24 protein-coding genes (1 of these 24 cut by a window edge) are annotated in these 23,723 nt (G+C 37.8%); 2 read left to right on the top strand and 22 right to left on the bottom strand.

Annotated features, from left to right (window positions below; all coding sequences use genetic code 11):
* The 7 genes from BQ7352_RS08275 to BQ7352_RS08245 form a co-directional block, all read right to left on the bottom strand.
* Positions 1-408, bottom strand: the 5' portion of a protein-coding gene (locus BQ7352_RS08275; RefSeq protein WP_072448593.1) for a DUF6106 family protein. It extends 93 nt beyond the left edge of the window; 408 of the gene's 501 nt are visible here — the first part of the coding sequence; the start codon lies at positions 406-408; its stop codon lies off the left edge, out of view.
* A 118-nt stretch (positions 409-526) separates the two neighbouring features.
* On the bottom strand, positions 527-2,149 hold the full coding sequence (groL, locus tag BQ7352_RS08270; RefSeq protein ID WP_072448591.1) for a chaperonin GroEL: 1,623 nt from the start codon (positions 2,147-2,149) through the stop codon (positions 527-529).
* 39 nt (positions 2,150-2,188) lie between these two features.
* Entirely contained in the window at positions 2,189-2,473 is a 285-nt protein-coding gene (gene groES / locus BQ7352_RS08265) for a co-chaperone GroES (protein ID WP_009246425.1), read from the bottom strand.
* A gap of 253 nt (positions 2,474-2,726) precedes the next feature.
* Positions 2,727-3,515: a GTP-sensing pleiotropic transcriptional regulator CodY gene (gene codY / locus BQ7352_RS08260; protein ID WP_009246426.1), complete on the bottom strand. Its 789-nt coding sequence runs from the start codon at positions 3,513-3,515 to the stop codon at positions 2,727-2,729.
* A gap of 194 nt (positions 3,516-3,709) precedes the next feature.
* A complete protein-coding gene (gene topA, locus BQ7352_RS08255) occupies positions 3,710-5,797 on the bottom strand; it encodes a type I DNA topoisomerase (RefSeq protein ID WP_072448589.1) in 2,088 nt (695 codons plus the stop codon).
* A 1-nt stretch (position 5,798) separates the two neighbouring features.
* Positions 5,799-6,674, bottom strand: coding sequence for a DNA-processing protein DprA (gene dprA / locus BQ7352_RS08250; protein ID WP_072448587.1), 876 nt, complete (start codon positions 6,672-6,674; stop codon positions 5,799-5,801).
* A 12-nt stretch (positions 6,675-6,686) separates the two neighbouring features.
* Positions 6,687-8,210, bottom strand: coding sequence for a YifB family Mg chelatase-like AAA ATPase (locus BQ7352_RS08245; protein ID WP_072448585.1), 1,524 nt, complete (start codon positions 8,208-8,210; stop codon positions 6,687-6,689).
* A gap of 173 nt (positions 8,211-8,383) precedes the next feature.
* On the opposite strand from BQ7352_RS08245, the gene sigK reads away from it, so the two are divergent.
* Positions 8,384-9,010 carry an RNA polymerase sporulation sigma factor SigK gene (gene sigK / locus BQ7352_RS08240; RefSeq protein WP_072448583.1) on the top strand — a complete coding sequence of 209 codons (627 nt, stop codon included), beginning with the start codon at positions 8,384-8,386 and terminating at the stop codon, positions 9,008-9,010.
* On the opposite strand, the gene BQ7352_RS08235 is transcribed toward sigK, so the two are convergent.
* From BQ7352_RS08235 to mtaB, 9 genes are all read right to left on the bottom strand, one after another.
* Positions 8,984-10,219 carry a peptidase U32 family protein gene (locus BQ7352_RS08235; protein ID WP_072448581.1) on the bottom strand — a complete coding sequence of 412 codons (1,236 nt, stop codon included), beginning with the start codon at positions 10,217-10,219 and terminating at the stop codon, positions 8,984-8,986. The genes sigK and BQ7352_RS08235 overlap by 27 nt on opposite strands.
* A 13-nt stretch (positions 10,220-10,232) precedes the next feature.
* Positions 10,233-10,874, bottom strand: a complete 642-nt coding sequence (locus tag BQ7352_RS08230) for an O-methyltransferase (RefSeq protein WP_072448580.1) — start codon at positions 10,872-10,874, stop codon at positions 10,233-10,235.
* A 2-nt stretch (positions 10,875-10,876) separates the two neighbouring features.
* Positions 10,877-11,383 carry an endolytic transglycosylase MltG gene (locus tag BQ7352_RS08225; RefSeq protein WP_072448578.1) on the bottom strand — a complete coding sequence of 169 codons (507 nt, stop codon included), beginning with the start codon at positions 11,381-11,383 and terminating at the stop codon, positions 10,877-10,879.
* 15 nt (positions 11,384-11,398) lie between these two features.
* Positions 11,399-11,740, bottom strand: a complete 342-nt coding sequence (locus BQ7352_RS08220) for a YlbF/YmcA family competence regulator (protein ID WP_072448577.1) — start codon at positions 11,738-11,740, stop codon at positions 11,399-11,401.
* 1 nt (position 11,741) lies between these two features.
* Positions 11,742-13,409 carry a ribonuclease J gene (locus BQ7352_RS08215; RefSeq protein WP_072448574.1) on the bottom strand — a complete coding sequence of 556 codons (1,668 nt, stop codon included), beginning with the start codon at positions 13,407-13,409 and terminating at the stop codon, positions 11,742-11,744.
* Between the two features lie 26 nt (positions 13,410-13,435).
* Positions 13,436-13,702, bottom strand: coding sequence for a DUF1292 domain-containing protein (locus BQ7352_RS08210; RefSeq protein WP_003022404.1), 267 nt, complete (start codon positions 13,700-13,702; stop codon positions 13,436-13,438).
* Between the two features lie 94 nt (positions 13,703-13,796).
* On the bottom strand, positions 13,797-14,231 hold the full coding sequence (gene ruvX, locus BQ7352_RS08205) for a Holliday junction resolvase RuvX (protein WP_072448572.1): 435 nt from the start codon (positions 14,229-14,231) through the stop codon (positions 13,797-13,799).
* 3 nt (positions 14,232-14,234) lie between these two features.
* The gene (locus tag BQ7352_RS08200) at positions 14,235-14,504 is read right to left on the bottom strand and encodes an IreB family regulatory phosphoprotein (RefSeq protein WP_072448570.1); all 270 of its coding nucleotides are present in this window, start codon (positions 14,502-14,504) and stop codon (positions 14,235-14,237) included.
* Between the two features lie 78 nt (positions 14,505-14,582).
* The gene (gene mtaB, locus BQ7352_RS08195) at positions 14,583-15,887 is read right to left on the bottom strand and encodes a tRNA (N(6)-L-threonylcarbamoyladenosine(37)-C(2))-methylthiotransferase MtaB (RefSeq protein WP_072448568.1); all 1,305 of its coding nucleotides are present in this window, start codon (positions 15,885-15,887) and stop codon (positions 14,583-14,585) included.
* Between the two features lie 166 nt (positions 15,888-16,053).
* Here mtaB and BQ7352_RS08190 point away from each other — a divergent pair, with 166 nt between their 5' ends.
* The gene (locus tag BQ7352_RS08190; RefSeq protein WP_003022411.1) at positions 16,054-16,287 is read left to right on the top strand and encodes an HPr family phosphocarrier protein; all 234 of its coding nucleotides are present in this window, start codon (positions 16,054-16,056) and stop codon (positions 16,285-16,287) included.
* 65 nt (positions 16,288-16,352) lie between these two features.
* On the opposite strand, the gene thiI is transcribed toward BQ7352_RS08190, so the two are convergent.
* From thiI to dnaK, 6 genes are all read right to left on the bottom strand, one after another.
* Complete coding sequence (gene thiI, locus BQ7352_RS08185) at positions 16,353-17,531, bottom strand: tRNA uracil 4-sulfurtransferase ThiI (protein WP_072448566.1); 1,179 nt, start codon at positions 17,529-17,531, stop codon at positions 16,353-16,355.
* A gap of 15 nt (positions 17,532-17,546) precedes the next feature.
* Complete coding sequence (locus BQ7352_RS08180; protein WP_072448564.1) at positions 17,547-18,701, bottom strand: cysteine desulfurase family protein; 1,155 nt, start codon at positions 18,699-18,701, stop codon at positions 17,547-17,549.
* A gap of 2 nt (positions 18,702-18,703) precedes the next feature.
* A complete protein-coding gene (locus BQ7352_RS08175) occupies positions 18,704-19,444 on the bottom strand; it encodes a 16S rRNA (uracil(1498)-N(3))-methyltransferase (RefSeq protein WP_072448561.1) in 741 nt (246 codons plus the stop codon).
* A gap of 9 nt (positions 19,445-19,453) precedes the next feature.
* Positions 19,454-20,440 (bottom strand): 50S ribosomal protein L11 methyltransferase, encoded by a 987-nt coding sequence (prmA, locus tag BQ7352_RS08170; RefSeq protein WP_072448559.1) that lies wholly within the window; start codon positions 20,438-20,440, stop codon positions 19,454-19,456.
* Positions 20,441-20,576: 136 nt separating this feature from the next.
* On the bottom strand, positions 20,577-21,737 hold the full coding sequence (gene dnaJ, locus BQ7352_RS08165; RefSeq protein WP_072448557.1) for a molecular chaperone DnaJ: 1,161 nt from the start codon (positions 21,735-21,737) through the stop codon (positions 20,577-20,579).
* A 108-nt stretch (positions 21,738-21,845) separates the two neighbouring features.
* The gene (gene dnaK, locus BQ7352_RS08160; RefSeq protein ID WP_072448556.1) at positions 21,846-23,720 is read right to left on the bottom strand and encodes a molecular chaperone DnaK; all 1,875 of its coding nucleotides are present in this window, start codon (positions 23,718-23,720) and stop codon (positions 21,846-21,848) included.
* Positions 23,721-23,723 lie beyond the last annotated feature (3 nt).

Here is a 23,723-nt window from a genome sequence, read left to right as displayed (position 1 = left end):
ATCAGGAATAATCATAGCATATACCTTGTGTTCTTTATTTCCTGATGAAAAATCTAAAACTTTTAATTTTGTGTTATGATTTTGGTAATCCATTCTATGTGAATTGACAGGCGCCATAATCTCCATTTTTGCTAAATCAAAAGACTGTACACGTTTTCTCTTTGATTTTGCCATAATCTTATCAATATCTAATTCACCATTTACATAGACATACTCATATTCCAAATCCAGATTTGGTAAAATAAAGTATGCCGCAATACCAAGACCAAGCGTTAAAATCCATACCAGTGGAAGGATTACACCTACTACTGCTGTTGCCGCAATCAGTCCTATCAGCAGGAATTTAATTGCTTTGTCTTTTCCAGTCTGCTCTTTGTTAACCAGCAGCTCTGAATACGAGTCGTTCATTCTCCATTCCTCCTATATCTTCAGTTTTCTAAAAAATAGTGTATCACAAATACCCCTTTGTTGCAAGAAAGGAAAAGCCGGTGTCCATACATTGAACACCGGCTAAAAATCTATTTTCTTACATCATTCCCATTCCTGGAGCACCTGCTGGCATAGCTGGAGTTTCTTCTTTAATTGTAGAAACAACTGCTTCTGTTGTAAGTAATGTACCTGCTACACTTGTTGCATTCTGTAATGCACTTCTTGTAACTTTTGCCGGGTCCAGAATACCTTTTTTAACCATATCTACATATTCTTCATGTAATGCGTCAAATCCTGTACCAACTTCAGACTCTCTTACTTTATTAATAATAACAGAACCTTCCAGTCCGGCATTTGCTGCAATATGGAATAATGGCGCTTCTAAAGCTTTTAATACTACTTTTGCACCTGTCTTTTCGTCACCCTCTAAAGTATCTACTACTTTTGCTACTTCTTTTGATGCGTGGATGTATGCAGAACCGCCACCTGCAATAACGCCTTCTTCTACTGCTGCTCTTGTAGCGTTTAAAGCATCTTCCATACGAAGTTTTGCTTCTTTCATTTCTGTTTCTGTGGCAGCACCTACACGGATAACAGCAACACCGCCTGCTAATTTTGCAAGTCTTTCCTGTAATTTTTCTTTATCAAATTCAGATGTAGTTTCTGCAATCTGATGTTTAATCTGAGCAACTCTTGCATCAATTTCTTCTTTTTCGCCCATACCGTCTACAATAACAGTTGTTTCTTTCTGAACTTTAACAGATTTTGCACGTCCTAGCTGTTCCAGAGTTGTATCTTTTAACTCTAATCCGATTTCATCAGAAATCACAGTACCATTTGTTAATACAGCAATATCTTTCAGCATTTCTTTTCTTCTGTCGCCATATCCAGGAGCTTTTACAGCGCATACAGAGAATGTACCTCTTAATTTGTTTACGATTAAAGTTGTAAGAGCTTCTCCTTCGATATCTTCTGCGATAATCAATAATTTAGCGCCTGTTTTTACAATCTGCTCTAAAACAGGAAGAATGTCCTGAATATTGGAGATTTTTTTATCTGTGATTAAGATATATGGATCGTCTAAAACAGTTTCCATTTTATCCATGTCTGTTGCCATATATGCGGAAATATAACCGCGGTCAAACTGCATACCTTCTACTAAATCCAATTCTGTTTTCATGGTTTTGGATTCTTCGATTGTAATAACACCGTCTTTGCTTACTTTTTCCATTGCTTCTGCAACCATTTCGCCAACTTCATCATCACCTGCTGAAATTGCTGCTACTCTTGCAATCTGGTCTCTTCCTTCGATGTTGGAGCTCATGTTCTGAATTGCATTTACTGCTGCTTCTGTTGCTTTTTTCATACCTTTTCTCAGGATGATTGGATTTGCACCTGCTGCCAGGTTTTTCATACCTTCGTGTACCATAGCCTGAGCTAAAACAGTTGCTGTTGTTGTACCGTCTCCGGCTACATCATTTGTTTTTGCAGCAACTTCTTTAATGAGCTGTGCGCCCATGTTTTCAAAGCCGTCTTCTAATTCAATTTCTTTTGCAATTGTAACACCGTCGTTTGTAATAAGCGGTGCGCCGAAGGATTTATCTAAAACAACGTTTCTTCCTTTTGGGCCTAATGTAACTCTTACTGTATCTGCTAATTTATTAACACCAGCTTCTAATGCAGCTCTTGCTTCTCTGCCATATTTAATTTCTTTTGCCATGATGACATTCCTCCTAAAATTTAAGCTTTCAATTTTAAATTATTTTACAACAGCTAAAATATCATTCTGTTTTACAATGATATATTCTTCTCCGTCAAGTTTTACTTCTGTTCCTGCGTATTTAGAATAAATAACCTGATCTCCTGCTGCTACTTCCATTTTTACTTCTTTGCCATCAACAATTCCGCCTGGTCCGACAGCAACAACTTCTGCCTGCTGTGGTTTTTCCTGAGCCTGACCCGGTAAAACAATTCCTGATTTTGTTGTTTCTTCTGCAACTAACTGTTTTAATACAACTCTGTCACCTAATGGTACTAACTTCATATCTATTTCCTCCTTTATCATTGCCATCCTTTGTTTATTAGCACTCATTGCAATCGAGTGCTAACCGATAGTCATATATTAGTTAATTTCATCCAATTTCGCAACTGTATATAGCAACTCTTTTCCCGTATTTATCTTCTATTTTCTCTCATTTTCTAATTTTTTCTCTTGTTTTTTCAGCTTTTTGTTTTTGTGCGGATTTTATAGATATTTTAGAAAAGGGGCTGTCGCATCAAGCAAACAGCCTCTTTCATTATTTCTTCACTAATTTTCTTTTCTTAATTTCTTCCAGTTCATCAAAAATAACTTCATTTAATACCTTAATGTAGGTTCCTTTCATTCCTGAGGAACGGGACTCTATTACGCCTGCACTCTCGAATTTTCTAAGGGCATTGACTATCACGGATCTTGTAATACCTACTCGGTCAGCAATTTTACTTGCTACCAGAATTCCCTCTTCACCGTTAAGTTCATCAAAAATATGAATAATTGCCTCTAATTCAGAAAAAGATAATGTACTGAATGCAGATTTAACTACTTGAATTTTTCTGTTTTCTTCTGCATTTTCCTCATGTACGGACCGCATCATTTCCAATCCGACTACGGTTGTACCATATTCACTGACAATAATATCCTCAATGTCATAAGGCTTCGCACTGCGATACATGAATAAAGTGCCCAGTCTTTCTCCTGCAATATCAATGGGACTTATAATTGCCATATATCGGCTAATCTGCTCATCCTCAAATCCAAGAGTCTGTAAATTTACATTTTCTTTTGTAGACAGCACACCCAGCAGTCTTTCATTTAAAAGATTGTCTATATAGCCGCCCACTTCACTGTCAATCAATTCAGTAATTCTATCTACCCCGGGACAATTTCCTACACCTAATACTTTTCCTTTTTTACTCATTACTAAAATGTTTGAATCCAGTGTTTCTACCATGACTTCACATATATCATTGAATAGAACTTTTGAAGCATGATTATTGTGAAGAAGCTTATTTATCTTTCTGGTCTTATCTAATAATTGTACGCTCATGGCGACCTCCTTTCTCCTCTTTCCCTGTTTTCGCTTAAATTCTTCATTTCTTACGGAAATCAGCAAAACAAGATTACTTCTTCTGTCTTTTTTATTCTATCACACAATATTTCTGAAATCAATGTGTAGTTTTACTATTTTCAGTCTTTTTAGTAGTTTTCTAATAATTTATACAATCTAAACATCCAAATTATTTACTGATTATCGTCATTTTCCTTTGGCTTTGCCATAACATATCCACAATGTTCATCTGCACATACCAATTTATTGCCTTTTTCTAACATATAGCCGCCACAGGAAGGACATTTTTCCTTTGAAGGACGCTGCCATGACATAAATTCACATTCCGGATTATTTTCGCACCCATAGTACAAACGTCCCTTTTTGCTTCTTTTTACTACAATGTCTTTTCCGCACACAGGGCAAGGCACTCCGATTTTTTCCAGATATGGTTTTGTATTTTTACATTCCGGAAAACCGGGACAGGCAAGAAATTTCCCATGAGGACCATATTTTATAACCATATTTCTTCCACACTGTTCACAGATTACATCTGTTACTTCATCTTCTATTTTTACCTGTTCTAACTCTTTTTCTGCTGTCTTTACTGCTTCATCTAAATCAGGATAAAAATTCCGAATAACTGTTTTCCACTGTACTTTTCCTTCACCTACATAATCTAAAAGTTCTTCCATAGTAGCTGTAAAGTTCACGTCTACGATACTGGGAAAGGCTTCTTTCATAATATTATTGACCACTTCGCCAAGCTCTGTCATATACAAATTTTTGTTTTCCTTTGCCACATATCTTCTGGCAATAATCGTAGTAATCGTAGGTGCATAAGTACTTGGTCTTCCAATTCCTTTTTCTTCCAATGCTTTTACAAGAGCCGCCTCTGTATAATGTGCCGGAGGCTGTGTAAAGTGCTGCTGCTCCTGAAAGCTGTTAAACGCAAGCTTAGTATTTTCATCCAGACTTTTCATTAAAAACTGATTTTCTGATTTTGCATCATCTTCCTGTGTATACACAGCCATGAAACCGTCAAATTTCAGTTTAGACGCTGACACAGTAAAATAATATTCTCCGCCCTGAATTTTTACAGAAATTGTTTCATATTTTGCCTGCTGCATTCTGCTGGCTGCAAAACGTTTCCATATCAGCTGATACAAACGATACTGATCACGAGAAAGCGAGTCTTTTAAAGATAACGGTGTACGCGTAATATCTGTAGGACGGATTGCCTCGTGAGCATCCTGAATTTTCTTTTTGCTGTCATCCTTTTTCTCTGCTGTTGCCAGATATTCCTCTCCGAATTCTGATGCAATGTAGGTTCTTGCTGCATAATCCGCTTCTTCTGAAATACGTGTGGAATCTGTACGCAGGTAAGTGATAATACCAATCGTTCCGCTTCCTTTTACATCTACGCCTTCATATAACTGCTGCGCCAGACGCATTGTTTTTTGTGTGGAAAAATTGAGTACCTTAGATGCTTCCTGTTGAAGGGTACTGGTTGTAAAGGGCAGAGGAGCTTTTTTGCTGCGCTCTCCTTTTTTTACTTCTGCAATACGATATTCTGCATCTTTTAATTCGCTTAAAATCTTATCCATTTCTTCTTTGGAATGAATATTGATTTTTTTATTTTTATTTCCGTAAAATTTAGCTATCAGCGGTTTCTTTTCGCCTTCTACAGAGAATTCCGCATCTAAAGTCCAGTATTCTTCCGGTATGAAATTATTGATTTCGTCTTCTCTGTCCCCAATAATTCTAAGTGCCACAGACTGTACACGCCCTGCACTTAAACCTCTTTTTACTTTTGCCCACAGCACCGGACTGATTTTATAGCCTACCATACGGTCTAAAATACGCCGTGTCTGCTGTGCATCTACTAAATCCATGTTAATATCTCTTGCCTCTTTAATAGAAGCTTTTACTGCTGTTTTTGTAATTTCGTTAAAGGTAATACGGCGCATCTTCTTTTCATCAAGCTTTAATGCATTTGAAAGATGCCATGAAATTGCCTCTCCTTCACGGTCGGGGTCAGTTGCCAGATACACTTTATCTGCTTTTTTCGCAGCTTTTCGAAGAGCTGCCAGTATATCCCCCTTTCCTCGAATAGTTATATATTTAGGTTCGAAGTCATTGTCTACATCAATTCCAAGCTGACTTTTTGGCAAATCTCTCACATGTCCATTGGATGCCATTACTTCATAATTCGAACCGAGAAATTTTTTAATTGTTTTCACTTTTGCCGGTGACTCCACAATCACTAGATATTTCGCCATGTCAACCTCCTGTTCTGGTATAATAATTTTTTACAGGCTCCATAATAAGCCCTTCCAGCTCTAATTTTAATAAAATTTCCATAATCTCTCCTGGTTTTAAGGAAACTTCCTGAAAGATTTCTTCTATATTTTTAGGCTGTAAATCCAGACAACTATACACCATTTCTTCATGGCTTGCAAGCCATATCTTTGATTTATGGCGGAAATCCCCCTTCTTTTTCGGTAAAATCTGAAGTTCTGATAAAATACTTTCTACAGAATTTGCAACTCCTGCTCCGTCTGCAATCAGCAAATTACATCCTTCACTTAATACATCATCTACCCTGCCGGGGACGGCAAAAACTGTCTTTCCCTGTTCCAAAGCATAATTTGCGGTAATTAAAGAACCACTTTTTTTCTTAGCCTCTACTACCAGAACCAAATCTGCCAAACCACTGATAATCCTGTTACGCCTGGGAAAATTTCCCGCAAAAGGTGGTGTCTGATTATCAAATTCTGATAGGACACCTCCACTTTTTATAATCTGCTCATAAAGTTTCTGATTTTGTTTTGGATAGCAAATATCCACACCGCATCCCAACACCGCAAAAGTGTTTCCCCCCGCATCCAAAGCCCCCTTATGAGCATTTGCATCAATCCCTTTTGCCAAACCACTGACAATCTGTACGCCTTGCTGCGTCAGTTCTTTTGCAAACCGATATGCCTGATAAGCACCATAATGACTGCATATTCGAGCCCCCACAATAGCAACTGTTTTCCTTTTTTCTAAAGGAAGTTTTCCTTTTACATAAATAATCTGGGGCATATTCTCATAAACAAGCAAACGTTGCGGGTACATTTCTTCAAATTTCGTACATTTCCAAATTTCTTCTTTCATTTTTCCCCTCCCTCACCAGTCCTTTTTATCTAATGCCCGAAAAGACATGGCTTTACTGATATGTGAAACTTCTATTTTTTCAGATTTTTCCAGGTCTGCAATTGTTCTGGCTGTCTTTAGAATTTTATGATAAGCCCGAACACTTAAATGCATTTTTTCATAAGCTCTTTGTAAAAGTTTTTCTCCTTCCCTGCTGGTCTGACAATATTTTTCTATTTCTTTTCCCTGAAGTCTTCCATTAAAAGAAACTCCCTTTCCTTTATAACGATCTTTTTGAATTTCATGAGTCTCTTTTACCATTTCCCTTAATTCACAAGTAGTTTTTCCCTTTTTCTTTTTCCATATTTTCTCTTTTGGAACCTGTTTCATCTCTGTACATAAATCAAATCTGTCTAAAATAGGTCCACTGATTTTCCCCATATATTTTGCTACCTCTGTGTCAGAGCAGGAACATTTATTTCTATCAGGATAATAGCCGCAAGGGCAAGCATTCATTGCTGCAATAAAAAGAAAATCTGCAGGAAATTGAAAGTTCCCGCTAACTCTTGAAATGCAAATTTTATGTTCCTCCAGGGGCTGTCTTAAAACTTCCAGCGTGCTTCTGGAAAACTCCGGAAGCTCGTCTAAAAATAATATTCCTTTATGTGCAAGAGTAATTTCTCCCGGTCTTGGCATTTGCCCGCCTCCCGCTAATGCCTTAGGTGATATTGTATGGTGGGGTGTCCGAAAAGGACGTATTTTTATAAGCGGTTTTTCTTGTGATAAAAGTCCTGCCGCACTGTAAATCCCTGAAATTTCCATTGCCTCCTCTTTTGACAGACACGGAAAAATACCGGGAATACTTTTCGCAATCATAGTCTTTCCAGATCCTTTTGTTCCTATCATTAGAAGATTATGAAAACCTGCTGCCGCAATGACTGCCGCTTCTTTTGCTGCTTCCTGACCTGCAATTTCGCAGAAGTCCCATTCACTTTCATAGTTTTCTTCTTCCCATTTTTTTCCCGGGTTTCGTTCTGCACCCCAGTTTTTAAGGCCGGCATAATCGGTAAATTCTCTCATGTTTTCCACAGCTAAAATTGGTATTCCATCTATCATTTCTACTTCTTTTGCGTTTTCTTTTGGAATAATACATAAACGGCATTTTTCTTTTACAGCTCTGTCTACAATGGGCAAAATTCCTCTTATCCCCTTAACTTCTCCACTGAGACTTAATTCTCCTGCCATACAGACATTTTCCAGACATGCAAAATCTAAATAGCCCAAAGCAGATAAAAGAGCTGCTGCAATAGGCAAATCAAATCCTGTTCCATCCTTTTTCACATCTGCCGGTGATAGATTAACCGTAATGTGTTTTGCAGGAAAAGAAAAACCTGAATTTCTAAGAGCTGTACAGACTCTCTCCTGTGCTTCCCTCACTCTGGAAGACAAATAACCTACCATGGAAAAACCGGGAAGTCCATTTCTTACGTCTGCTTCTACTTGCACAGAAATGCAATTCACCCCTACAATAGTTGCTGACATCACTTTTCGAAACATAGTACCTCCTATATAATATTTTATTTTTATTCGGAAATTATTGGCAGAATTGCCTGAAATTTAGAATTTTGATATATTTACTTTACCATATTTCTTGATATTTTACAATGGAAAAGCACTAAATCTATTTTCTCGTCATAAACTATAATTAAATCATTATGAGGTAAGCTTGTGTGAAAACATTTCTTAAGCCCCTGACTTCGGAAGAGGAAAGCTATTATCTTCAGCAATACAAACAAGGCAGCCTGGAAGCAAAAAACATTTTAATTGAACGAAATCTGCGTCTGGTTGCGCATATTGTAAAAAAATATCAGGGTGCTCCAGAGGAAATGGACGACTTGATATCCATAGGCACCATCGGGCTTATCAAAGCCATCCATACCTTTGATGCAAAAAAGGCAAGTCGGCTTTCCACTTATGCAGCTCGCTGTATTGACAATGAACTTCTCATGCTCCTTCGTTCTAAAAAGAAAACCAACCGGGAAATTTCCCTCTATGATCCCATTGGTACAGATAAAGAAGGCAATGAAATCAGTCTGCTTGACGTTATTGAAACAGAGCCCGTAGATGTAGTAAAAAATTATTCCTTAAAACAAGATATTGAATGCCTCTACAAACTGCTCCCTCAGGTACTTACTGTTCGAGAACACGAAATCATCAAACTTCGATATGGTCTTTACGGAGAAAAAGAACTGACACAGCGGGAAATAGCAAAGCGGCTGAATATCAGCCGCTCTTATGTATCCCGTATTGAAAAAAATGCCGTTTTAAAATTAAGAAGCTTTTTCCCTTCTTCTTAAAATATCATACACCTCTACTTCTGTTCCCAAATCCACATATAAAGTCTGCTGTGGATGAGGGGCGCTTTCCATGGGCTGGCCTTCCTCATCAAAAATACCCTTTACTTCAACCTCCAGATTTCTTCCATCCGGTTTCATAACCTCAATCGTTTCACCCAGCAAGAACTTATTCCTCTGGGTGATGCGATAGAGTCCGTCTTCTCTCTTTTCTTCTGCATATCCCAGATAAGTATATCCTTTCTCGTAGGTGTTGTTATCATAAATCTGTGTTGTTTCATCTGGCTTTCCATAGAAAAATCCAGTGGTAAACTGTCTGTAAGTACAGCTTCTAATCTGCTCCTTATACCATGGCATATTTTCCTCATATATTTGAGGGTCTTTTAAATAATCATCAATAGCCTTACGATAAGTCCTTGCAACTGTTGCCACATACAAAGCTGTTTTCATTCTTCCTTCGATTTTCAGGCTGTCAATTCCTGCATCCAGGATATCATCAATATGCTCAATCATACACAAATCCTTGGAGTTAAAAATATATGTACCTCTTTCATTTTCGTAAACGGGCATAACTTCTCCCGGTCTTGTTTCTTCTACAATAGAGTACTTCCAACGGCATGGATGAGTACAAGCGCCTCTGTTTGCATCTCTGCCAGTAAAATAATTTGATAACAGACAACGTCCTGAATAAGAAATACACATTGCTCCATGAATGAAGCTTTCAATTTCCATTTCTTCCGGAATTCTCTTTCTGATTTCTTTAATTTCTTCCAAAGACAGCTCTCTTGCACTTACCACCCTTTTTGCTCCCAGCTTCCACCAGAAATCATAGGTTCCATAATTCGTATTATTTGCCTGTGTACTGATATGTCTCTCTATTTCAGGGCATATCTCTTTAGCGATCATAAAAACTCCCGGATCTGAAATAATGAGCGCATCCGGTCCGATTTCCTTTAATTCTTCAAAATATTCTCTGACACCTTCTAAATCTTCATTATGTGCCAGAATATTAGCTGTTACATACACCTTTACTCCATGTTCATGTGCAAAGGCAATACCCTCTTTCATATCTTCCATGGAAAAATTTTTTGCCTTAGCTCGTAAGCCAAAAACTTCTCCTCCAATATAAACAGCATCTGCTCCAAACATAACAGCAATCTTTAACACTTCCAGACTGCTTGCCGGAATTAGTAATTCTGGTTTCCGAAGCATTTTAATCCTCCTATTATTTCTTAATACTAAGTGTAACACCATCTCCCAAAGGAAGAATAGATGTCTCTAATAACTCATGGTTTTTCAATACATATAAATACTGACGCATTCTCTTATAAATGGTACGATTTCGTCTTTCTACTGCAAAATGGGACTCTATAATATCTCCATCTTGTAAAACATTATCAGACAAAAGAATACCTCCTGTTTTTAATAAGCGCAAAACATCCGGTAAAAAGTTAATATACTGTCCTTTTGCCGCATCCATAAAAATAAAATCAAACGGCTCTGAAAGTGTCTTTAAAACCTCTTTTGCATCTCCTTCTAAAAGCTGAATTTGTTTTTCTTTTCCTGCTTTTTTGAAGTTCTCTTTTGCAATAGGAATTCTTTTTTCATAATTTTCAATGGTTACGATTTTACATTCTTTTGGTGCGTATGTGCTCATTAAAATTGTAGAAAAGCCCACTGCTGTTCCTACCTCTAAAATCCTTAAAGGTGCTTTTATCTGTAAAAGCACCTTTAAAAAACTTTGCATTTCTCTACGGATAATCGGGACATAATTTTCCCTTGCTTCTTTTTCTAATTCATTTAAAAAAGGTGTATTTCCCTTATCCAGAGAATTAATATATGTGACCATTCTCTCATCTACAATCACGGTTATTCTCCTCCTTCTTGTGAAGAAGACTCATCCACCTCTTTTGGTGATGAACTGGAACCATCCTGTATTTCAGAACTTCCTTCTTTTGTATTACCTCCGGTATTTGTCTGGTCCGGTTGTCCTTCTGTATTTTCCCTTGCCATAATCTCCATCATTTCATCAGGAGTCATGCTTGTGTTCAAAATATAAGTGCCCGGCTGCAGCTTTCCTTTATAATTGGAGAGCATTTCCTGTGCTACAAATATTTTTGCATCGTCAATCAAACCCTTTTTCTTCAAGGTTTTTCCAATCTGATATGCAGAATCTCCTTCTTTTATAACAATGGTAACGTCTCTTCCGTTCTCTTCGGTATCCATGGTTTCCTGATTAAAAATTTCATAGCCAAAATCATATGCTGATTTTCCTATATAAATAATACAGAAAATCGCACAAAGATAAAGAGCAAATCGGAAAAAACCTTCTGCTATAATAGACGACTTTTTCTGTTTTCTGACTTGTTTTCCCATGTTGTTCTCCTTGATTTATGACAAATCCGGTATATCCAGATAAATTCCCTGATGAATTGCTGCACTGATTTCCTGAAGTTGTCTGCACAGCGCCATTTCCGCGTCCAGAAACTGATTAACCTCTACAATCCTACACAACTTTTCCATCTTTTCATCTAAATTTTCCAATGCTGTATCTAAATTTATGCCATTGCTTTGATTTTGAATTTGATAATTCAAACGGCGAAGTTCATCTACCTGTTCTTTTAATCCCGGAGTTTTTTTTATTTCTTCCAACGCTGCACAATACTGTTTATATGCATTCCCATTTTTAATAGCAGAAATCAACATCTCTGTGCAGGTATTAATAAAACTCATATTATGCCTCCATAATAATTGGTAAAATCATCGGATTTCTCTTAGTACGTTTCCACAGGAAATCTCCCAGAGAATCTTTAATAATATTTTTAATCTTACCCCAATCAGTAATATGCTTGTCCAGACACACATCAATCGCATCTTCTACCACAATTCTGGCTTCATCCATCAAATCCTCAGACTCTCTTACATATACAAATCCTCTGGATACAATGTCCGGTCCTGCCAGAAGTCTGCTGCTGTGTTTTTCTAAAGTGAGTACTACAATCATAATACCGTCTTCTGCCAAATGCTGTCTGTCTCTTAGCACAATGTTTCCTACGTCTCCTACGCCAAGTCCATCTACTAAAATTGCACCTGTACGAACTTTTTCTTTTACCTTTGCAGGTTCTTCCTGATTTAGCTCTAATACATCTCCGGAAGAAAGAATAAAGATATTCTCCTTAGGAATTCCCAGATCACTGGCAATCTGTGCCTGTGCTTTTAAATGGCGGTATTCTCCATGAACCGGAATTGCATACTTCGGTTTTACCAGAGAATAAATAAGCTTGATTTCTTCCTGACAGGCATGTCCCGATACATGGGCATCCTGGAAAATAACATCTGCGCCTTTTCTGCTCAACTCATTAATCACTCTGGAAACTGCTTTTTCATTTCCCGGAATCGGATTAGAGCTGAAAATAATAGTATCATTTGGTTTAATGGTAACTTTTTTATGAATATTGGCAGCCATTCTGGATAATGCAGCCATAGACTCTCCCTGACTTCCCGTAGTAATCAATACTACTTTTTCATCTGGATAGTTTTTAATCTGATCAATATCAATCAATGTTTTATCCGGTATCTGTAAATATCCCAATTCTGCTGCAGTACCGATAACATTGACCATGCTTCTTCCCTCTACTGCCACTTTTCTGTCATATTTATATGCAGAATTAATAATCTGCTGTACACGATCCACATTCGAAGCAAAAGTAGCAATAATAATTCTGGTATTTTTATGTTCTGCAAAAATATTATCAAAGGTTTTTCCCACAGTTCGTTCTGACATGGTAAACCCTTTCCTTTCTGCATTCGTACTATCACACATCAGTGCCAGTACACCTTTTTTTCCGATTTCTGCAAATCTCTGCAAATCAATAGCATCTCCGAATACCGGTGTATAATCCACTTTAAAGTCACCTGTATGGATAACAATTCCTGCCGGTGAATAAATAGCAAGAGCAGATGCATCCTGAATACTGTGGTTTGTTTTTATAAATTCAATACGGAAGCAGCCCAGATTAATAGACTGTCCGTGTTTAATCACTTTTCTTTTGGTTGTTCTTAAAAGATTGTGTTCTTTTAATTTATTGTCAATAAGACCTACTGTAAGCTTTGTAGCATAAATAGGTACGTTGATTTCTCTTAAAACATAAGGCAAAGCTCCGATATGGTCCTCGTGTCCGTGAGTAATAACAAAGCCCTTTACCTTATCAATGTTTTCTTTCAAATATGTGACATCCGGAATTACCAAATCAATTCCCAGCATATCGTCCTCCGGAAATGAAAGTCCGCAGTCTACTACGATAATACTGTCCTCATATTCGAAAGCAGTAATGTTCATTCCAATCTGTTCCAGTCCGCCCAATGGAATGATACGTAATTTTCCATTATTATTTTTTTTCAATTTTCTTCCTCCAATTATTTCCGCTCCTATTCAAAATCAATGTCATCTAACATAGCTGCAAAGACTTTATAAACCGCATCGTATTCTGTATCGTCTTCTACAAATACGTAGCAGCCTTCTTCGTCGCCATCTTCTGAAATATCTTTTAAAATGTATGCCGCACTTCCGTTTTCTTCATCGTTTTCTTCCGGATCAATTACTAAAAGGTAATTAATTCCCCCTACTCTGGTCTGTTCTAAAATACCAAATTCTAATTCTGTTCCGTCTTCTCCATCAAAAATCACTGTTTCCATATTTTTCGTCCTTTCTTCATTCACTTTTCAAGCATACACATAACCCGGACACATGCTCGTTTTTGCCGAAACCGCACTTATGGTTCAGGCTTTCTCAAACTGTCCCCGGGTTTGCTTTTGCATCTAAATAGCCTTGTAAGATAAATACAGCAGCTATCATATCTACATATTTATCTCTGTTTTCTCTGCGTACTCCTGCTTCCATTAAAGTACGATTGGCTTCTACTGTAGTAAGTCTTTCATCCCACATCACAACGGGCAAGCCCAGTCTTCTTTCCAGTGCTTCTTTTAGCTGCAGCGATTTTTCCGCCCGTTCTCCGATTGTATTGTTCATATGCTTTGGAAATCCCAAAACAATTTCTGAAACTTCATATTCTTTTGCCAGTTCTTCTACTCTGCGCAAGGACTTTCTCAGTTTATTTTCTTCTTCTCTTCTGATAATCTCAATACCTTGTGCGGTAATCCCCAGGGGATCGCTGATTGCTACCCCTATGGTCTTTGAACCGTAATCTAATCCCATAATTCTCATAAATCAGTCACGCTTCCATGATTTATTCTTAATATATTCTTTCAGCAATTCTTCTACCAGCTCATCTCGCTCTACTTTCATAATTGTGCTTCTGGCGCCTTTGTAGCTGGTAATATATGTGGGATCGCCTGACATAATATATCCCACAATCTGATTTACCGGATTGTATCCTTTTTCGGCCATAGCATTATATACCAAATCTAATACTTCTTTTACACGAACTGCCGGGTCTTTTTTTACATTAAAATATTGTGTATTCTCTAAATTTGCCATAAATTCACGCCCTTACCTATCATTCTAGTACTGCAACTATACTCCTATTTTAATATATCTTGTTTAGAAATTCAACTATTATATTGAGCAAATAAAAATCCCTTCCTCAATAAATCTCTCCACTTTTCCAAAAACAATACGATTTTCCAGATTTTCTTTGCTTTTTGCAGCTACCTTTAAATATTCCTTTGTATAACCAATCCAGTATTCTTCTCCTTGTATTTTCGCTGTTTCTTCAAAGAGAATTTCAACCTGCTGCCCTAAAAAGCTTTCCATATATTTTTGTTTTTTCTCTTTTCCCAACTGGATAAGCTTATGACTTCTTTCTGTTTTTACTGTTTCATCAACCTGTCCTTCCATCTGGGCAGCTCTTGTACCCTGTCGTCTGGAATATTTGAAGATATGTGTTTCGTAGAATTCCACACTTTCTATCATCTTATAGGATTGCTCAAATTCTTCTTCTGACTCCTGTGGAAATCCTACTATTACATCTGTTGTTAACGCAGGATTTTTAAAATACTTTCTTAAAATTCTGCATCCCTCTAAATATTCCCCGGCACTGTATTTTCTGTTCATTCTCTTTAAAGTAGCGTCACAGCCGCTTTGCAGGGAAAGATGAAAATGCGGGCATATCTTCGGCATATTTCCTAATGCCTGTGCAAATTCCTCTGTAATAATACGAGGCTCTAAAGAACCTAAACGAATTCTTTTCACTCCTTCGATTTCATGAACTGCTTTAATCAACCCTAAAAGATTATCTTCACAATCTACTCCATAAGAGCTTAAATGAATTCCTGTAAGCACAAATTCCTGGTATCCATTTTTTGTCAGGCGAAGAACTTCCTCTAAGATTTCCTCTTTCTTTCTGCTTCTTACCCGTCCTCTTACATAAGGAATAATACAGTAACTGCAGAATTGATTGCAGCCGTCCTGGACCTTCAGATATGCTCTTGTATGCTCACCTGTACTGGATAAATGAAGTTCTTCATATTCTACCGGTTTATCTAGGCTTATCATATCCTTTTCCTGTCCATTTTCCTTTTTATAATTTTCCAGTACAAACAGCAAATCCTGTTTTCTGTTGTTGCCCAGTACAATATCAATGGCATCATCAATGTTTTCCATATTTTTCTGTGCCTGCACATAACAGCCTGCTGCAATGACAATTGCCTGTGGGTTCATCTTTCTTGCTTTATGCAGCATTTGTCTGGATTTTCTGTCTGCAATGTTAGTCACAGTACAAGTATTTATTATATAAACATCTGCTCCCGGTGCAAAAGGAACAATCTCATATCCTGCTTTTTCCAGCATCTCCTGCATGGCTTCCAGCTCATAAGCGTTTACTTTGCACCCTAAATTATGCAATGCTACTTTTTTTTTCATTATTTTATCCTCATTCCTTCTGAAAGTTAAGCGTTTTGACGAATTGTTTTCAAATAATTTGTATTTTATTTCCCCTTTTTTATATTGACTTTTTTTACCATAAAAGGTAACATTATGCTTGTAATAAGCAAATAATAAATCTGATGTAAGGGAGGATTTTTATCCAATGAAAACAGTTAAAATTTCACTTAATTCTATCGACAAAGTTAAATCTTTTGTAAACGAAATCACAAAATTTGATTATGATTTTGATTTAGTATCCGGAAGATACGTAATCGATGCAAAATCCATTATGGGTATCTTTTCTTTAGATTTATCCAAAGCTATTGACTTAAACATTCATGCAGCAGATGCAGCTTTAGATGAAATCTTAGAAGTATTAAAACCATACTTAGTTTAATTAAAACAATTTTTAAACTTTTTACAGGCTATAGAAATTCTATAGCCTGTATTTTTTTCAATCTTTTATTCACAAATAATTGTTTCTGCTGTTTCCACTGCTTCTTTCATCATCTCATCAATTTTTTCCTGAAGCTTTTCTTCTGAACGTTTGATAATCTGAAGATTTGGTTTTGTAACAGGATGTTTTGCTACAAAAATTGTACAACAGTCTTCGTACGGAAGAATCGATGTTTCATAAGTATTGATTTTTAATGCCACATCTACGATTTCCTGCTTATCAAAACCGATTACCGGACGGAATACCGGCATGGTACACACATCATTTGTAGCAGCAAGGCTGTGAATAGTCTGACTTGCTACCTGCCCAATACTTTCACCTGTAATCAATCCCAGACAGCCATCTTTTTTGGCAAATTCTTCTGCAATTTTCATCATGTAGCGGCGCATAATAATGGTGAGTTCTTCGTGCGGACACTTATCATAGATATATAACTGAATATCTGTAAAGTTTACAACATGAAGGCGGATTGGTCCGCTGTATTTTGCTACCAGCTTTGCTAAATCAACAACTTTCTGTTTTGCTCTCTCACTTGTATACGGCGGAGCATGGAAATACACCGCATCCAGCGTAACTCCTCGTTTTGCAATCATATATCCTGCAACGGGACTGTCAATACCACCAGACAGGAGAAGCATAGCACTTCCGTTTGTTCCAAGAGGCATACCGCCAGGTCCCGGAATATTTTCAGAATATAAGTAAATTTTATTTCGGATTTCAACATTCACAAATACATCAGGATTGTGTACATCCACTTTCATATTCGGGCAGGCATCTAAAATCGCACCACCTAAGGCGCTGCTGATTTCCATAGACTGCATAGGATATGTTTTTTTATTTCTTCTTGTATTTACTTTAAAGGTTAATGCTTTTTCTCCATACAGCTTCTTGACGTACTCTGTCACTTCCTGAGATAATTTCTCAAATCCTTCATCTTCCAATACAACAGCCGGACAAATACTGAAGATGCCAAAAACTCTCTTTAAAGCTTCAATGGTTTCGTCATAATCAAATTCTCCGTCTGTATAAATGAAAATACGTCCCATTTCTTTTACAACTCTAAAACTGCCTTCTACATTTCTCAGCTGATATTTAATCTGCGCTACCAGCGCGTCTTCAAAAATGTAGCGGTTTTTTCCTTTAATTGCGATTTCCGCATATTTAATCAAAAATGCTTTATACATTCTGTAGTTTCCTTTCTATTTTCTTGCGTATCTGCGAAGCATGGGGAGTACCTTTTTCAATGCTTCCAGTGTATAGTCGATTTCCTCTTTTGTAGTAAACTCGCAAAAGCTAAAACGAATTGCAGACTCTTTTCTCTCCGGCGTCAGACGCAATGCTGACAGCGTTGCGCTTCCTGCTCTTTTATGGCTGGAACATGCACTTCCTGCTGAAACATAAATCTGCATATCTTCCAAAGTATGAAGCAGTACTTCGCTTCTTACTCCCAAAAAGCTTACATTCAGAATATGTGGCGCTCCTTTTTCCACTTCAGGACCATTAATTTCTACATTTTCTAGTTTTAAAAGTTCCTCTGCAAAATATTTTTTTAATTCCATCATAGAGGACACATTTTCTTCGATATGGCTGTATATTTTCTTGGCAGCAACACCAAGTCCCGCAATTCCCGGTACATTATCTGTGCCTGAGCGCATTCCTTTTTGCTGTCCTCCACCTAAAATCAAAGGCTGAATTTTTGTTTTTTCATTTACATATAAAAAACCTACGCCCTTTGGACCATGAATTTTATGACTGCTGACAGACAATAAATCAATGTTCCATTTTTTCGGATAAATCCGGTACTTTCCATAAGCCTGAATGGCATCTACATGGAAAGTTGTCTGGGCATTTTTTTCATGAACTAATTTTCCTATTTCTTCAACTGGCAGAACAGCTCCCATTTCATTATTTACCATCATTGTAGAAACTAAAATAGTATCTTCTCTGATTGCTTCTGAAAGCTTTTCCAAGAGAATATTTCCCTTTTCATCTACAGGAATTTCTGTCACTTCATAGCCCTGTTTTTGAAGCCACTCTATTGGTGCCGATACAGCCGCATGTTCAAAAGGTGTTGTAATAATATGTTTCCCCTGTCTGTTCTTTGCCAATGCAGTGCCGATAACCGCCCAGTTATCAGACTCTGTTCCACCTGAAGTAAAGAAAATTTCTTTTTCCTGCACCTTCAGTGTTTTCGCAATTTCTTTTGTTGCCTCTTTAACATAATTTTCCGCTTCTACACCTTTTAAATGCATGGCAGACGGATTACCAAAATCCTCTACCATTGTCTTAACTACAATATTTTTTACTTCTTCATAGCATCTGGTTGTAGCTGAGTTATCCAGATATGCTTCCATCTCTATTCCTCCAGTGTATACATTAAAATCGACAGAACGGTAAGACCTGCTGTTTCTGTCCGCAAAATCCGTTTTCCAAGAGTAATAACCTGCGCATCTGCTGTTTCTTTTGCAAGCTCTACTTCGCTTTCCTCAAATCCGCCTTCCGGTCCGATAAAAATTCCAATCGACTGTCCCGGATTTATTTTTCCAATAATCTCTTTTGTTTTTTTCATTCCTTCTGCCAGTTCATAGGGAAATAAAACAATATCTAAATCCTTTGCATAATCTACAGCCTGTTTAAAGCTCATTACACCGGCAATTTCCGGTACATACATTCGCTTTGACTGCTTGGCTGCACTCTCAGAAATTGCCTGCCATCTTGCGATTTTCTTTTCTTCTTTCTTTTTATCCAATTTTACCACAGCTCTTTTGGATGCCACCGGTATAACCTGATGTACCCCAAGTTCTACGGCCTTTTGAATAATCAATTCCATCTTATCACTTTTTGGAAGCCCCTGAAACAAATAAATTTTGGAAGAAAGTTCATATCCAGCTTCCTGAACATACATAATATGAGCAATTATTTCCTCTTCACCCATTTCTTCTATATAGCAGGTGTATTCTTTATCTTCTCCGCTGCTGATCAAAATTTCTTCTTTCAGCTTCATACGCAGAACATTCTTTATATGATTTACATCACTGCCCTTTATGAAAATCTGATTTTCATTTATCTGGGAAGGCTCTACAAAAAAACGATACATAGCTTTCTCCTAATTTTTTCTGGCTGTAACAGAAACCCATTCGCCCTGATATGTAACTTCTAACACTTCAAGACCAGCCGCTTTCACTGCTTCCACCACAGTCTCTTCTTTATTGTCAATGATACCTGACGTAATATAAATACCGCCCTTTTTCATCTGCTTTACAATTACAGGTGTAAGAGGTACTAATACATCTGCCAGAATATTCGCAACAACAATATCGTATTTCTCATAACCAACTTTATCCTGTACTTCTTTGTCATCAATAATATTACCAATCATCATGTCAAAGTCCTGGGTTGGAATTTCATTTGCTTCTTTATTTTCTTCTACGGCAGGTACGGCACATGGGTCCAAATCTGTTCCTACGGCATGTTTTGCCCCTAATTTTAATGCCACAATAGATAAAATACCACTGCCTGTACCAACATCTAAAAGCTCTGTATCTTCTTTTACGAATTTTTTCAACTGACGGATACAAAGCTGTGTTGTCTCATGCATACCTGTACCAAAGGCCGTTCCCGGATCAATATGGATAATCATTCTGTTTTTATCTTCTTCTTTTACTTCTTCCCAAGATGGAATAATCAGAATATCATCTACATAAAACTGTTTGAAATACTGTTTCCAGTTATTTATCCAGTCAATGTCTTCTGTTTCATCTATAGCGATACTGCCTTCTCCAATATCCATAAAATCACGGAGGCCGTCAAGCTCTGTTTTTACAGCGTTTAAAATTGTTTCTTCTGTTGTAACTTCGCCATTCATGAGCAGTTCTCCGTCTTCCGTTTCTTCCACAAAAAAGCTTAAATATGCAGTACCATCATCTTCCTGCATCTGCGGAAGAATATCCACAAACATCTGCTCTTTTTCCAGAGGTGTAAGAGGAACATTATCTTCAATTTGTGCCCCCTCTAATCCAATATCATACAGTGTGCTGATAACAATATCTTCTGCCTCTGTTTTTGTTTTTATTCTAAATTTTTTCCACTTCATTTTATCTAATCTCCTTATTTTATACGTACAGACACAATAAGCGTATTGTATTATTATAGATGAAACAAAAAAGAAATGCAACTAAAAAGAGAGTTGCATCAGCCGGCTTTCAGCTGTATACAACTCACCTATTTGTTTAGTTTTCAAACATATCTTTTAATTTTTCACCAAATTTTTTCTTTTTTTCTCCGTTTGAAGGACGATTTCCACATGCCTCATCAAATTTACGAAGCGCCTCTTTTGCTTCTTCATTAAGCTTTGTAGGAACCTCTACCACTAAGGTTACATAGTGGTCACCTCTGACGTTTTTATTTCTAAGAGATGGAACACCCTTACCTTTCAAACGTACCTTGGTATCTGTCTGTGTACCTGGTTTCACATCATAAAGGACATCTCCGTCTACGGTGCTGATACGTACTTCACCGCCCAGTGCAGCCTGTGCAAAGGTAATTGGTGCTGTTGAGAATATATTCATATCCTGTCTCTGGAAAATCGGATGGCGTGCCACAACAACTTCTACCATCAAATCTCCTCTTGGTCCTCCGTTTACACCTGGCTCACCCTTTTCTCTGATACGAATACTCTGTCCATTGTCAATACCTGCCGGTATGGTAACTTTAATTTTCTTTCTGCTGGAAGTAAATCCTGTACCATGACATTGTGTACATTTTTCCTTAATTACTTTACCTGTTCCCTGACAATCCGGACATGTCTGCACATTCTGTATTGTACCAAACATAGACTGCTGTGTATAAACCACCTGACCTGATCCATGACATTTCGGGCAGGTTTCCGGTGATGTTCCCGGTTTTGCACCGGTTCCATTACAGGTTGTACAGGTATCCTTCAAATTCAGTTCCAGTTCTTTTTCGCATCCGAAAACGGCTTCTTCAAATGTAATACGAACGGACGCTCTCAGATTTGCACCCTTCATTGGACCATTATTCGGTCTTCTGCGTCCGCCGCCGCCAAATAAATCTCCGAAAATATCTCCAAAGATGTCTCCCATATCTGCGCCGCCAAATCCACTGAAACCGCCAAAGCCGCCTCCGGCTCCACCGCCGCCCTGTTCAAAGGCAGCATGACCAAACTGGTCATATTGCTTTCTCTTCTGAGGGTCACTTAAAACGCCATAAGCCTCTGTTGCCTCTTTGAATTTTTTCTCGGCTTCTTTATCTCCAGGATTTACATCAGGGTGATATTTTTTGGCAAGCTTACGATATGCACTTTTTATTGCAGAGTCATCTGCGCCCCTGTCTACTCCAAGAACCTCGTAATAATCTCTTTTATCTGCCATTTGTTTTATCCCTTTCTCTCATCGGCGTATCACAGATATGGAAGAACATAAGACATGAGGTGTCACAAAACACCCCATGCCCATGTTTTACTGCTTTACGCCTACTGATTAAACTTCTCTGTAATCTCCGTCTACCACATCATCGCCGTATGCTTCGTTAGAACCGCCCTGTGCGCCTGCACCCATATCAGGACCTGCCTGTGCGCCGCCCTGTGCCTGAGCCTGTTCATACATTTTAGCAAAGAGCTTCTGTGCGCTCTGCATTAATTTTTCTTTACCGGCTTTGATTTCTTCTACCTGAGCATCTGTGATTTCATCTACATTTGCACATTTAGCAAGAACGTCTTTTAATGCGTTTAAGTCTGCTTCTACTGCTGTCTTATCGTTTGCATCGATTTTATCTCCGGCTTCTTCCAGAGCTTTTTCTGTCTGGAATACCATAGCGTCTGCATCATTCTTTGTATCAACTGCTTCTTTACGTTTTTTATCCTGAGCTTCGTATTCTGCAGCTTCTTTTACAGCTTTATCGATTTCGTCATCAGACATATTAGAACCTGCTGTAATTGTGATGTGCTGTTCTTTACCTGTTCCCAAGTCTTTTGCAGATACGTTTACAATACCGTTTGCATCAATATCAAAGGTTACTTCAATCTGAGGTACACCACGTCTTGCTGGTGGAATACCGTCTAAGCGGAACTGTCCGAGAGATTTATTATCTCTTGCAAACTGTCTCTCACCCTGTACAACGTTAATATCTACTGCTGTCTGATTGTCTGCTGCTGTTGAGAAAATCTGACTTTTCTTTGTAGGAATTGTTGTATTTCTTTCAATTAATCTTGTAGCAATACCACCCATTGTTTCAATAGAAAGTGAAAGTGGAGTTACATCAAGAAGAAGGATATCTCCTGCGCCTGCATCACCTGCAAGCTTACCACCCTGAACAGATGCTCCCAAAGCAACACATTCATCCGGATTTAATGTTTTACTTGGCTCTTTACCTGTCAGCTGTTTTACTTTATCCTGTACAGACGGAATACGTGTAGAACCACCAACTAATAATACCTGACCTAATTCGGAAGGTGCAAGTCCTGCATCAGATAATGCACGTTTTACAGGTTCTGCTGTTCTTTCTACTAAGTCATGTGTTAATTCATCAAATTTTGCTCTTGTCAGGTTCATATCAAAATGAAGAGGTCCGTTTGCATTCATGCTGATAAATGGAAGGTTGATGTTTGTTGTTGTTGCAGAAGAAAGTTCTTTTTTCGCTTTTTCAGCAGCTTCTTTAATACGCTGCATAGCCATTTTATCTGCGGATAAATCAACGCCTTCTGTTTTCTTAAATTCAGCAATCATGTAATCTGCAACCTTCTGGTCAAAGTCATCACCACCAAGGCGGTTATCACCTGCTGTTGATAATACTTCGATAACACCGTCACCGATTTCAATGATAGAAACATCGAATGTACCGCCACCTAAGTCGTATACCATGATTTTCTGTTCTTTTTCATTATCAAGACCGTAAGCCAGAGCTGCTGCTGTTGGCTCATTGATAATACGTTTTACTTCCAGACCTGCAATTTTACCTGCATCTTTTGTTGCCTGACGCTGTGCATCGTTGAAATAAGCAGGTACTGTAATAACAGCTTCTGTTACTTTTTCACCAAGATAATTTTCAGCGTCTGTTTTTAATTTCTGTAAAATCATTGCTGAAATTTCCTGTGGAGAATATTTTTTATCATCAATAGTCACTCTGTAATCTGTTCCCATGTGTCTTTTAATGGAAGAAATTGTTTTGTCTGCATTTGTAACAGCCTGACGTTTTGCAGGTTCTCCAACTAATCTTTCTCCTGATTTTGTAAAAGCTACTACGGATGGTGTTGTTCTTGCACCCTCTGCGTTTGCTACAACTACCGGCTGTCCGCCTTCCATTACACTTACACAGCTATTTGTAGTACCTAAGTCAATACCAATAATCTTTCCCATGAT

Source organism: Blautia sp. Marseille-P3201T, assembly GCF_900120295.1.
GTDB lineage: Bacteria > Bacillota > Clostridia > Lachnospirales > Lachnospiraceae > Blautia.
This window is presented reverse-complemented; position numbering and strand designations above follow the sequence as displayed.

Coding starts and splice junctions, on each gene's coding strand:
- dnaK (WP_072448556.1), bottom strand. CDS start 23,720: ATGGGAAAGATTATTGGTATTGACTTAGGTACTACAAATAGCTGTGTA.
- BQ7352_RS08220 (WP_072448577.1), bottom strand. CDS start 11,740: ATGAGTTTTATTAATACCTGCACAGAGATGTTGATTTCTGCTATTAAA.
- dprA (WP_072448587.1), bottom strand. CDS start 6,674: ATGAAAGAAGAAATTTGGAAATGTACGAAATTTGAAGAAATGTACCCG.
- mtaB (WP_072448568.1), bottom strand. CDS start 15,887: ATGAAAAAAAAAGTAGCATTGCATAATTTAGGGTGCAAAGTAAACGCT.
- prmA (WP_072448559.1), bottom strand. CDS start 20,440: ATGAAGTGGAAAAAATTTAGAATAAAAACAAAAACAGAGGCAGAAGAT.
- BQ7352_RS08245 (WP_072448585.1), bottom strand. CDS start 8,210: ATGTTTCGAAAAGTGATGTCAGCAACTATTGTAGGGGTGAATTGCATT.
- BQ7352_RS08190 (WP_003022411.1), top strand. CDS start 16,054: ATGAAAACAGTTAAAATTTCACTTAATTCTATCGACAAAGTTAAATCT.
- BQ7352_RS08210 (WP_003022404.1), bottom strand. CDS start 13,702: ATGGAAACAGTGATTTTTGATGGAGAAGACGGAACAGAATTAGAATTT.
- BQ7352_RS08225 (WP_072448578.1), bottom strand. CDS start 11,383: ATGGGAAAACAAGTCAGAAAACAGAAAAAGTCGTCTATTATAGCAGAA.
- groL (WP_072448591.1), bottom strand. CDS start 2,149: ATGGCAAAAGAAATTAAATATGGCAGAGAAGCAAGAGCTGCATTAGAA.
- thiI (WP_072448566.1), bottom strand. CDS start 17,531: ATGTATAAAGCATTTTTGATTAAATATGCGGAAATCGCAATTAAAGGA.
- BQ7352_RS08175 (WP_072448561.1), bottom strand. CDS start 19,444: ATGTATCGTTTTTTTGTAGAGCCTTCCCAGATAAATGAAAATCAGATT.
- ruvX (WP_072448572.1), bottom strand. CDS start 14,231: ATGAGAATTATGGGATTAGATTACGGTTCAAAGACCATAGGGGTAGCA.
- groES (WP_009246425.1), bottom strand. CDS start 2,473: ATGAAGTTAGTACCATTAGGTGACAGAGTTGTATTAAAACAGTTAGTT.
- BQ7352_RS08180 (WP_072448564.1), bottom strand. CDS start 18,701: ATGGAAGCATATCTGGATAACTCAGCTACAACCAGATGCTATGAAGAA.
- dnaJ (WP_072448557.1), bottom strand. CDS start 21,737: ATGGCAGATAAAAGAGATTATTACGAGGTTCTTGGAGTAGACAGGGGC.
- topA (WP_072448589.1), bottom strand. CDS start 5,797: ATGGCGAAATATCTAGTGATTGTGGAGTCACCGGCAAAAGTGAAAACA.
- BQ7352_RS08235 (WP_072448581.1), bottom strand. CDS start 10,219: ATGCTTCGGAAACCAGAATTACTAATTCCGGCAAGCAGTCTGGAAGTG.
- codY (WP_009246426.1), bottom strand. CDS start 3,515: ATGAGCGTACAATTATTAGATAAGACCAGAAAGATAAATAAGCTTCTT.
- BQ7352_RS08200 (WP_072448570.1), bottom strand. CDS start 14,504: ATGGCAAATTTAGAGAATACACAATATTTTAATGTAAAAAAAGACCCG.